This is a genomic window from Caballeronia sp. Lep1P3, assembly GCF_022879595.1.
Lineage (GTDB): Bacteria > Pseudomonadota > Gammaproteobacteria > Burkholderiales > Burkholderiaceae > Caballeronia.
This window is the reverse complement of sequence record NZ_CP084265.1, coordinates 1,968,407-1,981,227: the sequence shown is the minus strand read 5'-3', so window position 1 is coordinate 1,981,227 and position 12,821 is coordinate 1,968,407. Positions and strand designations below refer to the sequence as shown.

General features: G+C 65.0%; 8 protein-coding genes and 1 tRNA gene. 3 read left to right on the top strand and 6 right to left on the bottom strand.

Annotated features, from left to right (window positions below; translation table 11 throughout):
- Positions 1 to 83: 83 nt before the first annotated feature.
- The 3 genes from LDZ27_RS09300 to LDZ27_RS09290 form a co-directional block, all read right to left on the bottom strand.
- The gene (locus LDZ27_RS09300) at positions 84 to 1,514 is read right to left on the bottom strand and encodes a DUF1254 domain-containing protein (protein WP_244813823.1); all 1,431 of its coding nucleotides are present in this window, start codon (positions 1,512 to 1,514) and stop codon (positions 84 to 86) included.
- Positions 1,515 to 1,589: 75 nt separating this feature from the next.
- Positions 1,590 to 2,615: a DUF1254 domain-containing protein gene (locus LDZ27_RS09295; RefSeq protein ID WP_244813822.1), complete on the bottom strand. Its 1,026-nt coding sequence runs from the start codon at positions 2,613 to 2,615 to the stop codon at positions 1,590 to 1,592.
- 74 nt (positions 2,616 to 2,689) lie between these two features.
- Positions 2,690 to 2,774 (bottom strand) — tRNA-Leu (locus tag LDZ27_RS09290).
- A gap of 183 nt (positions 2,775 to 2,957) precedes the next feature.
- Here LDZ27_RS09290 and LDZ27_RS09285 point away from each other — a divergent pair.
- Positions 2,958 to 3,542: a TMEM175 family protein gene (locus LDZ27_RS09285; protein ID WP_244813821.1), complete on the top strand. Its 585-nt coding sequence runs from the start codon at positions 2,958 to 2,960 to the stop codon at positions 3,540 to 3,542.
- A 6-nt stretch (positions 3,543 to 3,548) separates the two neighbouring features.
- Positions 3,549 to 4,001, top strand: a complete 453-nt coding sequence (locus LDZ27_RS09280; protein ID WP_244813820.1) for a metallophosphoesterase family protein — start codon at positions 3,549 to 3,551, stop codon at positions 3,999 to 4,001.
- A 60-nt stretch (positions 4,002 to 4,061) separates the two neighbouring features.
- Here LDZ27_RS09280 and proP read toward each other — a convergent pair whose 3' ends face one another.
- The 3 genes from proP to argA form a co-directional block, all read right to left on the bottom strand.
- Positions 4,062 to 5,534 carry a glycine betaine/L-proline transporter ProP gene (proP, locus tag LDZ27_RS09275; protein ID WP_244813819.1) on the bottom strand — a complete coding sequence of 491 codons (1,473 nt, stop codon included), beginning with the start codon at positions 5,532 to 5,534 and terminating at the stop codon, positions 4,062 to 4,064.
- Positions 5,535 to 6,181: 647 nt separating this feature from the next.
- On the bottom strand, positions 6,182 to 6,454 hold the full coding sequence (locus LDZ27_RS09270) for an oxidative damage protection protein (RefSeq protein WP_061134749.1): 273 nt from the start codon (positions 6,452 to 6,454) through the stop codon (positions 6,182 to 6,184).
- A gap of 52 nt (positions 6,455 to 6,506) precedes the next feature.
- A complete protein-coding gene (gene argA / locus LDZ27_RS09265) occupies positions 6,507 to 7,877 on the bottom strand; it encodes an amino-acid N-acetyltransferase (RefSeq protein ID WP_244813818.1) in 1,371 nt (456 codons plus the stop codon).
- A 562-nt stretch (positions 7,878 to 8,439) separates the two neighbouring features.
- Between argA and hrpA the strand changes: the two genes are divergently transcribed.
- Complete coding sequence (hrpA, locus tag LDZ27_RS09260) at positions 8,440 to 12,696, top strand: ATP-dependent RNA helicase HrpA (protein ID WP_370653289.1); 4,257 nt, start codon at positions 8,440 to 8,442, stop codon at positions 12,694 to 12,696.
- The last annotated feature ends 125 nt before the right edge of the window (positions 12,697 to 12,821 follow it).

Sequence of the window (12,821 nt, the reverse complement as noted above, 5' to 3'; positions counted from 1 at the left end):
TATGCGTCGCGCTTCGCGGCGCCGGGTTTCAATAAAGCGCGCCGTGGCTACGACGCGCTGGCTCGTGGCGGCGATGCCGTCGGTCAGGACGCCTGTTCGAGATCGGGCAGGCGCCAGGTCTTGTCGAATAGCGGCTTTTCCGGGCCGTAGAAGCGCAACAGGATCTCGAATTGGCCGTTGGCGCGCGTGGGTATCCAGTTGGATTCCTTGCCTGCCGGGGCCTGCGGGCTGAAGTACAGGTCGACGGAGCCGTCCGCGTTCTTCTGGACGTTCGGATCGTTGGATGCGCGGCTCGACCACGCGGTGTCGCGCACGAGCGTATGCGTCGCGCGGTCATAGACGGTCGCGGACCAGTACTGGCGCACGGGCGCTTGCGCCGGCACGCGCAGCCGGTAGGTCCGCGCGCCGTCGAGCATGCCGCCCGCGCCGTCGCGCGTCGTCGCGAGATAGAACTGGCCGGTGCCGAGCTTCTTCGCGCTGAAAAAGCCGATCGTGTAGGTCATGCCTCGCGCGTCCACCGGATACCGGTTCGGATCGGCGAAGTTGTCGCCGAGGCCCTGCACGAGCGCGGCGGAAACCGGCAGCGCCCAGTGCGTGCCCCCGTAGTACGGCTGCGCGAACTGTGCCTCGTACTGCTTGTCGAGCCATTGGTGCGCTTCCTTCGCAGCGCTGCGCAGGGCGGCCTGCGTGTCGTCGTCCGGGCGGAACGGCTGTCCCTTCTCGATGCCGATGGTCTTCAGCATGTCGATCATGACCTTGTCGCGCGTGAGCCACGGTTCCCTCTGCACGACGCGGTCAAGCGACTCGAAGATGCGCGCGTCGTAGGGAATGGTCGAATCGAAGAGCGTGTCGTTCGCGTCCAGAAACATCGTTCGTCCCGGCGCGGCGGCGTCTTTCAGCGGATACAGCTTGACGCGCTTGCCGTATTCGACGGCGTTCGCGATCTCGGCGTCGGTGCGGCCCTTCAGATTGGAGCGCAGGAGCGCGAAGCCGCTGTACGTGTTCGCGCGCAGCACGATGTATCCACCCGGCACTTCGCCGTCGTAGCCCGGCGGAAGAATCAGATAGCGGCCGCCTTTGCCCTTGTCCGCGCCAGCGGGTCCGACGTCTTCGAGCGCCGTCTGCCAGGCGTCGTCGATCGAGCCGACGATCGTGCCCGCGCCTTCCGGCGGAATTTCCAGCACGACCGGGCCGACCTTGCTCGTATCGAAGAACGGCATCAGATAGATGGTGTCGGGGTTCGGCGTGAGCGTCTGATTTTTCCAGCTCGACGGCCGCGACCAGTACACGATCTTGTTGCTGCTGGTGTCGCCGCCCGCGAGACGGGCCATCGCCTGAACCATCAGGTCGAAGTTGACGGCGGACATGCCCCAGACCACCGCCTCGAAGCCGCGGCGCTCGATGACGCGCACCTGCAGGTCCATGACCGCGGCGCTGGCTGTCGCTGTTATCGCGGTCATCGTGCAGCCGAGGATCGCGGCGGCGGCGCTCATTTTGAAACGTTTGAATTGCACGTCCGCTCCAGCTTGTTGTGGCAGGCTTCCCGCCTCGATGTGGCGGCGGTTGGGCTCGAAACAACCGTTTTCCGTCTAACGAACGGGCTGCGGTTCCGGGAACCGCCACGCACCACTCAGAATCTCGGCGCGCGGGCGGTAGAGACGCACCCAGTAAGTCCAGTTGGGCGGGGTGGGCAGGCAGTTCGGAACCACGCCGTCGCAGCCGCCGAACTGGACCGTCACCGAGCCATCCGCATTCTTCTTCGCCGTGATGTTGTTGACCGAATAGGCGTCGTAGGCATTCTTCTCGAGATAGCCCTGCGCGTTGTACATGGTGATCGACCAGAACGCGTCGACCGGCACGTCTTTCACGGTGAGCCTGAACACCGTTTTGCCGTCGTTTCCGGGCGGCGTCACGGTCACATAGGTCGCGTCCTTCTCGGGATTGCCGCCCCAGCCGGACGCCGTCGAAATCAGATGGCGCACCGGGTCCACTTCGCCGCGCGCGCCGAACATGCCGCGCGTGTCGGGCAGCGTCGATGCCAGCGTGAGCAGGGCCTCACGCACCTTTTTCTGGCTTGCAGGGTCCCAGTCGGGGACTTCGAACGTGCCGGAGTTCGGCTGTTCGATACGGATCGCGTCCTGCAGCGCATGCGCCTGGGCGAGGTCCGCCGGGGTGTTCGGATCGACGAAAACGCGCACGCCGAGCAGCAGATAGCGCGTGCCGACGTGCGCGCGGTCGAACGTGTAGCGGCCCGCGCCGTAATGGACGCCCGCCGCGTACTGGTCCTCGTCGATGGCGATGAGCGACATGAACCGCTTGCCCGCATCGGGCATGGTGACGGTGACCGGACCGGCGTCGAGATCGAAAACGGCCGCTGAATAGAGCGTGTCCCGATTGGTGCGAACGACCGCTTGCGATGCGACCGACGCAAGCTCGCGGCGATGAGAGAACTTGCCGAGCCCTCCTGCGCGCTGCACTGTCTGGCTGAAATAGAGATCGCTTTCGGCGCGGTTGAAATTGTCTGCCGTGACGAGTTCGGACGCTTCTCCCACGCGTGCGAGACTTAGTATGCCTAATGAAAAGAGCGCTGCGATCGACCGAATTTTTTTATGCATGACTGTTCCCTGGTGTGGACGGCCGCGCTCCGCCGCCATGAAATGCGGCAACCGACAAGCGACGGGCAAAGCGCTGGTGCCGGGGACCGGACTCGAACCGGCAAGCCGTTAGGCGGCGGATTTTAAGTCCGCTATGTTTACCAATTTCATCACCCCGGCGGGGGCGGACGCGATTCTACCATTGCGCCGTGGCGTGCCGAAACGGAGCGGGGCTAAGTGGGAAGCGGGCCCCCGCGCGCATGACAAGCCCGCGCCCCTCACGCATAATCGGCGACGGACCGCCGCTCGCAAGCCGCATGCACGGTGCAGCGCTCCGGCATCGGCATAGCGCGAGGACACAGGATGGGCAAAACCCGGCTCGAAGCCTTCAGCGATGGCGTCATCGCCATCATCATCACGATCATGGTGCTGGAACTCAAAGTGCCGCACGGCCACGAGCTCGACGCGCTCGCGCCGCTCGTTCCCGTGCTGAGCGCGTATGTGCTGAGCTTCGTCTACGTCGGCATCTACTGGAGCAATCACCATCATCTGCTGCACGCCATCGGGCGCGTGAACGGCTCGGTGCTCTGGGCCAACCTGCATCTGCTGTTCTGGCTGTCGCTCTTTCCGTTCACGACGAACTGGATGGGCGAAAGCCATCTCAGTCCCGTGCCGACCGCCGCCTACGGCTTTGTGCTCTTCATGACGGCCGTCGCGTATTACATCCTCACGCGCGCGCTGATCGCCATGCACGGCGAGAACTCGCCGCTCGAACGCGCGCTCGGCGCGGATCGCAAGGGCAAGTTGTCCGTGCTGCTGTATCTCGCCGCCATCGCCGCCTCGTTCTGGCAGCCGTGGCTCGCGGCCGTCATGTATGCGCTCGTTGCCGCCGTGTGGCTCGTGCCGGACCGCCGCATCGAGCGCATTTTGCTGAACGAGGAGCACTGAGCCGCGATGAAGATCGGCCTCATCTCCGACACCCACAATCTCGTGCGCGCCGAAGCGCTCGACGCGCTCGCCGGCTGCGATCACATCATCCATGCGGGCGACATCTGCCGGCGCGACGTGCTCGATGCGCTCGCGCAACTCGCGCCGCTCACCGTCGTGCGCGGCAACAACGACGTGGCCGAGAGCGTGGCGGCGTTGCCGGAGCACGCGCGCATCGAACTGGGCGGCGCGACGATTCACGTCGTGCACGATATCGCGGACGTACCCGCGCCGCTCGAAGGCGTCGATGTCGTCGTGACCGGGCACTCGCACAAGCCGGCCGTCGCGCGGCGCGACGGCGTGCTCTTCGTCAATCCGGGCAGCGCGGGGCCGCGCCGGTTCAAGTTGCCGGTGACTGTCGGCCTGCTCGAGGTCGGCGCGGGCGGCATCGACGCGCGCATCGTCACGCTGATCGCATGAAAAAAAGGGCCGGCGCTTTGCCGCGCCGGCCCTTCGTCTTTCACCGCTACACGTTTTCGCTTACGCGCGAACCGTGCCTTCCGGGAATCCGTCGTCCATTTCGGCGGCTTCGCGATGGCCGCGCAAAATCGCGTGCGCTTCCGAGTGCGACGCCACCGCGGGCGGCGAGCCCTTGAGCGGCTTTTTCGCCGTCTCATGCAGCGCGAGCACCGACACGATGCCGATGAGCGACGCGCCCATCAGGTAGTACGCGGGCATCATCAGATTGCCGGTCTTGTCGACGAGCCACGCCGTCACTAGCGGCGTCGTGCCGCCGAAGAGCGACACCGACACGTTGAAGCCGATCGCGAGCGCGCCGTAGCGGATCTTCGTCGGGAAGAGCGCCGGCAGCGACGAAGGCATCACGCCGGTGAAGGTCGAGAGGAGCGCGCCCAGGATCATCATGCCCGCGAAGATCGACGCGAAGCTGCCGACGCGGATCAGCGAAAGCGCCGGAATCGACAGCACCAGCAAGCCGACGCACCCCGCGAGCATCACCGGCTTGCGGCCGATCTTGTCCGACAGACGGCCCGCGAAAAGCGTGAGCGGAATCATCAGCACCATCACGATCAGCACGATGAACAGGCCGTGCGTCTCGTTGAACTTGAGCGTCGCGGACAGATAGCTCGGCAGATACGACAGCGCCATGTAGTCCGTCACGTTGAAGATCAGCACGAGGCCCACGCACTGCAAAAGCGGCTTCCACTGCTGCACGAGCGTTTCGCGGAACTGCGCCTTGGTCGTTTCGTGCGCGGCCGCTTCCATCTTGTCGGCTTCGCGCTGGAACGCGGGCGTTTCTTCGAGCTTCATGCGGATATAGAGACCGATGAGGCCGAGCGGACCCGCAACGAGAAACGGAATGCGCCAGCCCCAGTTGAGCAGCGCATCCTGCGACAGCGCGCCCGTCAGCACCGCGACCACGCCCGCGCCGAGCACATAGCCGACGAGCGTGCCGCATTCCAGAAAGCTCGACATGAAGCCGCGCTTCTTGTCCGGCGAGAATTCGGCGATGAACGTCGCCGCGCCGCCGTACTCGCCGCCGGTCGAAAAACCTTGCACCAGACGCGCGGCGAGCAGCAGCACGGGCGCCGCCACGCCGATCGTCGCGTAGCTCGGAATGAGGCCGATGCAGAACGTGCCGATGGCCATCATGATCATCGTCATCGCGAGAACGCGCTTTCTGCCGATGCGGTCGCCGAGCGGGCCGAACACCATGCCGCCGAGCGGACGCACGAGAAAGGCCGCCGCGAACGTGCCGAAGGTCGCGAGCAACTGCGCGGCCGGGCTCGACGACGGAAAGAACACCTTGCCGAGCGTCACGGCGATGTAGCTGTACACGCCGAAATCGAACCATTCCATCGCGTTGCCGATGGCCATGGCGCCGACTGCGCGCTTGAGAAGGGATTGATCGACGATGGTGATGTCGTCGAGCGAGAGGTCAGGCGATTGCGAAGGTTGATGCTTGCGCCAAAGGCCGTCGTTGAGGGCGGTCATAGGTCGATAGACTCCGTTTTCAGGTGCCCGACGCTTCACAGGAGGCGTCGAGCGCGCCGCATGAGCGGCGTATTGCCGGATAGTGCAGTTTCGTGACGGCGCCGCAGCGCATTCGAAGCGTCCGAACGCAAGGCGAACGGCTTCCCGCAGCGCCGGACCGGAAGCCCGAAGCTGAAAGATCGAATGGAAAACGCGGTGCCGGTGCCTCGCGGCGAAAGTCGCGAAATTGCACTCGGATGAAACAAACGAATTTGACGTGCGGACGGCGAACCGGGAGGCTGCCGCGGGTGGAACCGCTACGTCGGCGAAAACCAAGGCTTGGAACGAAAAAGGCCGGCGTGCTGCTGAACCGACAAGCCTCTTTGTATAAAAACTGTCACTACCGCGCGTAGCCCGAAAGACTTTCTGGGCAGATTGCTGCGCGTGAATGATGGTGAATTACTGTTGATAACGAGCAAGATGTTATCACGATGACAGACGATGTGCAAACCGGTCGGTTTAGCCGGGCGGTCGGGATCGTCTGTAGCCCTTGTCGGGCTTAGGATTGCGCTGATTTGTGTCCTAGGTTTCCGAAGTCGCTTTGCTGCGATTCAGGCAATAAAAAACCGACCACGCGGGTCGGTTTCTCGATGATGCGAAAGCCGCAATCAGCTTTGCGGCGGCACGTAGCCGGACGCCGTATCGGCGCCTTCGCCGAAGAAGTATTTCTCCGTCTGCTTGATCAGATACTGGCGCGCGCGCGGATCGGCCATGTTGAGCCGATTCTCGTTGATGAGCATGGTCTGCTGCTTGAGCCAGCCTTGCCATGCTTCCTTCGAGACCGTCTCGTAAATACGCTTGCCGAGTTCGCCCGGCAGCGGCGGAAAGTCGAGTCCCTCGGCTTCCTTGCCGAGCTTTGCGCATTGAACCATTCGGGCCATCGTGTGTTTCTCCTTCCTGTAGGGGGTAGCGGGGCGCGTGTGCGACGCCCCCTCAGAGCTGTTTCATGAGAACGAGCGATTTGCGCTGCCAGTTGTAGAGGCGGCGGCGGTCTTCGGGCAGATCGTCGACGGTCACTTTCACGAAGCCGCGCTTGAGGAACCAGTGCTCCGTGCGCGTGGTGAGGACGAAGATGCGCGTCAGGCCGCGGGCGCGAGCGCGCTGCTCGATGCGCTTCAGAAGCCGTTCGCCGTCGCCCGAGCCTTGCGCTTCCGGCGCGACGGTGAGGCATGCCATCTCGCCGATGCGTTCCTGCGTGTACGGATAGAGCGCCGCGCAGCCGAAGAGCACGCCGTCGTGCTCGATGACCGAAAAGTGGTCGATGTCCCGTTCGATCTGATGCCGCCCGCGCCGCACGAGCGTGCCGTCGCTTTCGAGCGGCTCGATCAGCGTGAGGATGCCGCCGACGTCGTCCGGCGTGGCTTCGCGCAGGCTTTCGAGGTTCTCATACGAGATCATCGTGCCGACGCCGTCGTGCAGGAAGAGTTCGAGCAGGACGCTGCCGTCGAGCGCGTAAGGGATGATGTGCGCCCGCGCGACGCCGCCGCGGCACGCACGGATCGCGTGCTTCAGATAGAACGCGGTGTCGCCCTGCAATTCGCCGGATTCGTGCAGGCGGTAGGCGTCGTCGAGCGACATTTCGCGCACGAGTTCGCCTTCCTGATCGACGAGGCCGGGAATCTCCGTCACGAAGATGATCTTGTCGGCGCGCAGCGCGATGGCGGCGGCGGACGCGACGTCCTCCATCGACAGGTTGAAGGCTTCGCCCGTCGGCGAGAATCCGAGCGAGGACAGGAGCACGATCTTGTTGCTCGCGAGCGACTGGCGCACGGAATCGCCGTCGATCTTGCGCACGACGCCGGTGTGCTGGAAGTCGACGCCATCCAGAATGCCGACCGGCCGCGCGGTCACGAAGTTGCCGGAGACGACGCTGATGTGCGCGTGCGCCATCGGCGTATTCGGCAAGCCTTGGCTGATCGCCGCCTCGATGTCGAGACGCACTTCGCCGGCGGCTTCCTTCGCGGATTCGAGCGCGCGGGCATCGGTTATGCGCAGTCCATGCGAGAACGACGATTCGACGCCGTGCAGGCTCAACTGCTCGTCGAGCTGCGGACGCGAGCCGTGCACGAGCACGATCTGAATGCCCATTGCGTGCAGCAGACCGACGTCCTGCACTAGCGCGTTGAGCCGTCCTTCCTGCACCAGTTCCCCGCCGAACGCGACGACGAACGTCTTGTTGCGGAACGCGTGGATATAAGGCGCGACGGAGCGCATCCAGTCGACGAACTGGGCGAGGGGATTCGGCGCATCGGCTTCGCTTGCGGCCGGCTGCGACGCGAGGGTGAGGTCGGATTGGGAATTCATCCCGGGATTATAATGCGACGCTATGCCGAATGTTTCCAGACGCCCCGCCCAGCCGGGCAAGCCGCACGCCGACGATCCCTCCCTCGACACGCATGACCAGCTGAAAAAGCTGCGCGAGAATTTGTTGCGCGAAGCGAAGCAGGGAACGGCGGACGAGGCAGAAGGGTTGAGCAAGAAGGAACTGGCGGCGCGGCGCTTTGCCGGAACTCGGGGCGCGACGTCTGGCGTTGCCGCCGATGGTTCGGCGAAGGCTCAGACGCCGCGCGCTTCCGGCGGCGGTTCCGCTTCTTTTGCCGGAACGCAGGGCGCGACGTCTGGCATTGCCGCCGATGCTCCGGCGAAGGCGCAGACGCCGCGAGCATCCAGCGGCGGTTCGGCTTCTTCGGGACAGCGGACGTCCCGCGCGGAACCGCAGCCGCGCGCGAAGGCGAAAGCCGGAAGCGCACAGCCGAATGCGGCGGCGCGTCCCGCGGAGCCTGCATCGCCGAATTCGGCAGACAGCAAACGCGGCGCGGGCCAGCCGGCGCGCGCCGCAGATCGCCCCGACAAAACGGCGCCGCGTGTGAATCGCCCCACAGCGCATGGCGATGCGGCGCCGGTTCGTTCGGGCGAAGCCTCGGCGAAAGAGCGCCCCGAGCGCGCGCCGACGATGCCGCGTACAGCCGGGCCAGACCGCACAACGGTCGCGCAGGGCGAGCGCGCGCAGGCGTCGGAGAATCGGCGTTCTTCATCCGGTCCAATCGCTGACCAAGGCCGCGCGGCATCGCAAGAAAACGGCGGCGCCGCGAAAGCGCGCGCCGAACGCCCACATTCCGATCGCAACGACGCGATTCGTCCCACCGGCCACCGGCCACGGAACGATGCCCAGACCGAGCGTGAAAAAGCGCGCGCCGCAAGTGACTCAACCGCTGCATCGCAAGCAAACGGCCTACGCCCGCGCAAAACCCGCGAGCCGCGCGAATCGCGCATCGTCACGCCGAACCCGATTCCGCCGATCACCTTCCCCGAAGCGCTGCCCGTTTCCGGTCGCCGCGAGGAAATCGCGCGCGCGATTGCAGCGAATCAGGTCGTGATCGTGAGCGGCGAAACCGGCTCGGGCAAGACGACGCAGCTTCCGAAAATCTGCCTCGCGCTCGGGCGCGGTCTCGGCCCGGGCGGCGCGGGTCTGATCGGCCACACGCAGCCGCGGCGCATCGCGGCGTCGGCGACCGGGCGACGCATCGCGGAGGAACTCGCCACGCCCTTCGGCGAAGTCGTCGGCTACAAGGTGCGTTTCACCGACAACCTCGCGCCGGGCGCGTCCGTCAAGCTGATGACGGACGGTATCCTGCTCGCCGAGACGCAGACCGATCCGCTGCTGAAAGCCTACGACACGATCATCATCGACGAGGCGCACGAGCGCAGCCTCAACATCGACTTCCTGCTCGGCTATCTAAAGGAAATCCTGCCGAAAAGGCCGGATCTGAAACTGATCGTCACCTCCGCCACCATCGACGCGGAACGTTTCGCGCGCCATTTCGGCAGCGAAGAAAAGCCCGCGCCGGTGATCGAAGTGAGCGGGCGGCTCTATCCGGTGGAAATCCGCTATCGGCCGATCGAAGAGGAAAGCGAAGCGATCAAAAACGCGCAGGGCACCGCGCCGAAGCGGAACGACCGCAAGGCCGACCGCGACCTGATGGAAGGCATCGTCGATGCCGTCGACGAACTGTGCCGCGTCGGTCCCGGCGACGTGCTCGTGTTCCTGCCGGGCGAGCGCGAGATTCGCGACGCCGCCGAAGCGCTCAGAAAACACCATCCGCCGCATACCGAAATCCTGCCGCTTTTCGCCCGGCTGTCCGCGCAGGAGCAGGAGCGCGTCTTCAAGCCGTCGAACGCGCGGCGCATCGTGCTCGCGACCAACGTCGCGGAAACGTCGTTGACGGTGCCGGGGATTCGCTATGTCGTCGATACGGGCACGGCGCGCGTGAAGCGCTATTCGTATCGCAACAAAGTGGAGCAGTTGCAGATCGAGCCGGTGTCGCAGTCGGCGGCGAATCAGCGTGCGGGGCGCTGCGGGCGCGTCGCGGACGGCGTGTGCATCCGTCTCTACGACGAAGCCGATTTTCAGGCGCGAGTGCGCTTCACCGATCCGGAAATCCTGCGCTCGTCGCTGGCAGCGGTCATTCTGCGGATGAAGTCGCTGCATCTGACGGCCATCGAAACCTTCCCGTTCATCGAGCCGCCGCCGGGACGCGCCGTCGCGGACGGCTATCAACTGCTGAACGAACTTGGCGCCGTCGACGACGACAATGCGTTGACGAGTCTCGGCCGCGAGCTCGCGCGCCTGCCGCTCGATCCGCGCGTCGGCCGCATGATTCTCGCCGCGCGCGATCATCACGCGCTCACCGAAGTGCTCGTGATCGCCTCCGCGCTGTCCGTGCAGGATCCGCGCGACCGGCCGATCGAGGCGCAGGAGCAGGCGGACGAAAAGCATCGGCAATTCGTCGACGAGCGCTCCGAATTCTTGCAATGGACGCGCATCTGGAAGTGGTTCGAGGAAGCCGTCGCGCACAAGAAGTCGAACAAGCAGCTCGCCGAAGCGTGCCGCGCGAACTTCCTGTCGCATCTGCGGCTGCGCGAATGGCGCGACGTGCATTCGCAACTGCTCACGGTCGTGCGCGAGCAGGGCTGGCGTCTGAACGAATCCGATGCCACGTTCGAGCAGATTCATCTGTCGCTCTTGACGGGCTTGCTCGGCAACATCGGCATGAAGGCCGACGACGAACCCCATTATCTCGGCGCGCGCGGCATCAAGTTTTATCTGTGGCCGGGTTCCGCGCTGCTGAAGAAAGCGGGGCGCTGGGTGATGGCGGGCGAACTCGTCGAGACGAGCCGGCTTTACGCGCGCACGATCGCGAAGATCGAACCGCAGTGGCTGGAAACCGTCGGTTCGCATCTGCTAAAGAAATCGCTCTCGGATGCGCATTGGGAGAAGAAGGCGGCGCAGGTCGTCGCGTTCGAGCGCGCGACGCTCTACGGCCTCACGGTCTATGCGCGGCGGCGCGTGAGTTACGGCAAGCAGGACGCGAAATACGCGCGCGAGCTGTTCATTCGCGGCGCGCTCGTCGAAGGCGAATTCGAGACGCGCCTGCCTTTCTTCGCGCACAACCGCAAGCTGGTTGCGGACATCGAGCAACTCGAACACAAGTCGCGCCGCCAGGACGTGCTCGTCGACGACGAACTCATCTACGGCTTCTACGATTCAATCCTTCCCGATGACATCTGGACGGGCGCCGCGTTCGAACGCTGGTATCGCGACGAACAGAAGAAGGCGGGCAACGAGCGCCTGCTGTTCCTCTCGCGCGACGACCTGATGCGCCATGAGGCCGCCGGCGTCACGACCGATCTCTTCCCGAAGCGCATGACGATGTCGGGCATCGAAATGACGCTCGCGTATCACTTCGAGCCGGGCGCGGCGCGCGACGGCGTCACGCTGACGGTGCCGCTCTACGGGCTGAATCAGATCGATGCGCGCCGCGTCGAATGGCTCGTGCCGGGCATGATCAAGGAAAAGACGCAGCTTCTGCTCAAGTCGCTGCCGCAGAAACTGCGCCGCCATGTCGTGCCGCTGCCGGAGTACGCGGCGGGATTCGCCGGGCGTCACGCGGGGCCGAAGTTCGGCGCGGGCGGTCTTATCGACGCGCTCATCGCCGATATTCGTGACGAGACGCAGATCGCCGTGAAAAGCACCGACTTCAAGCTCGAGACGTTGCCCGCGCACCTTTTCATGAACTTCAAGGTGATCGACGAGCACGGCCGTCAACTCGCGATGGGCCGCAATCTTGCGCAGTTGCGCGCCGAACTGGGCGGGCAGGCGCAGCAGCATTTCCAGAAGCTGACGGCGGTGGCGGCACTCGACGCGTTGTCCGAGTCGGGCGCGCCGCCCGTCGCGGCGCAGGCGCAGACGCCGACCGGCGAAAGCACGGCGCTCTACGAAAACCTGACGACGTGGAACTTCGGCAAGCTGCCCGAGTTGCTCGAAATCGGCCGGCGCGGGCAGACGCTTTTCGGCTATCCGGCGCTCGTGGACCGGCTCACGCACTGCGACGTCGAAGTATTCGATTCCCCGGAAGAGGCGGCGCGCATTCATCGCGCGGGTTTGCGGCGGCTGTTCGCGCTGCAGTTGCGCGAGCCGATCCGTTATCTGGAGAAGAACCTGCCGGGGCTGCGCGAAATGTCGATGCAGTTCATGGCGCTCGGCACCGCCGACGAATTGCGCGATCAGATCGTGGAAACGGCGCTGGATCGCGCCTGCCTGCAAGACCCGCTGCCCGACGACGACGCGAGCTTCCACGCCCGCCGCGACGCCGCCAAAGGCCGTCTCACGCTGCTCGCGAACGAAATCGCGCGGCTCGCCGGGACGATCCTCGCGGAATACGCCGCGCTCGCGAAAAAACTCGCGCAGGCGAAGCCGTTTCCCGCCGCTCACGCCGACATTCAGGCGCAACTGAGCGCGCTGATCAGCAAGCGCTTCGTGCTCGATACGCCTTACGCGCAACTGGCGCACTTTCCGCGCTATCTGAAAGGAATCGCGCTGCGCATCGACAAGCTGAAAGCCGATCCCGCCCGCGACGCGCGGCTTTTCGCCGACTTTCAGCCGCTCGCGCAGCAGTATCAGCGCGCGCTCGCGCAGCGCGGCGGCGTCGCGGATGCGCGGCTCGGGGAATATCGCTGGCTGCTCGAGGAATTGCGCGTTTCGCTGTTCGCGCAGGAACTGCGCACGCCGATGCCTGTTTCGGTGAAGCGCCTCCACAAAGTCTGGGAATCGATGCAGCGTTAACACGCGGTGTTTTGCGCGCTGTTTCGCACGATTGCGACGCAACGCCGCCTAACGCCCATGCAAGAGGCGGCATTTCTTGCGCATGCGCAGCGTATTGCGCGAAAAGAGCCGCGTCGTCAACGCGC

Bases quoted from the DNA above. Each gene is read 5' to 3' on its own strand.
- LDZ27_RS09295 (WP_244813822.1), bottom strand. From the start codon at position 2,615: ATGCATAAAAAAATTCGGTCGATCGCAGCGCTCTTTTCATTAGGCATA.
- LDZ27_RS09285 (WP_244813821.1), top strand. From the start codon at position 2,958: ATGGGCAAAACCCGGCTCGAAGCCTTCAGCGATGGCGTCATCGCCATC.
- LDZ27_RS09280 (WP_244813820.1), top strand. From the start codon at position 3,549: ATGAAGATCGGCCTCATCTCCGACACCCACAATCTCGTGCGCGCCGAA.
- proP (WP_244813819.1), bottom strand. From the start codon at position 5,534: ATGACCGCCCTCAACGACGGCCTTTGGCGCAAGCATCAACCTTCGCAA.
- LDZ27_RS09270 (WP_061134749.1), bottom strand. From the start codon at position 6,454: ATGGCCCGAATGGTTCAATGCGCAAAGCTCGGCAAGGAAGCCGAGGGA.
- argA (WP_244813818.1), bottom strand. From the start codon at position 7,877: ATGAATTCCCAATCCGACCTCACCCTCGCGTCGCAGCCGGCCGCAAGC.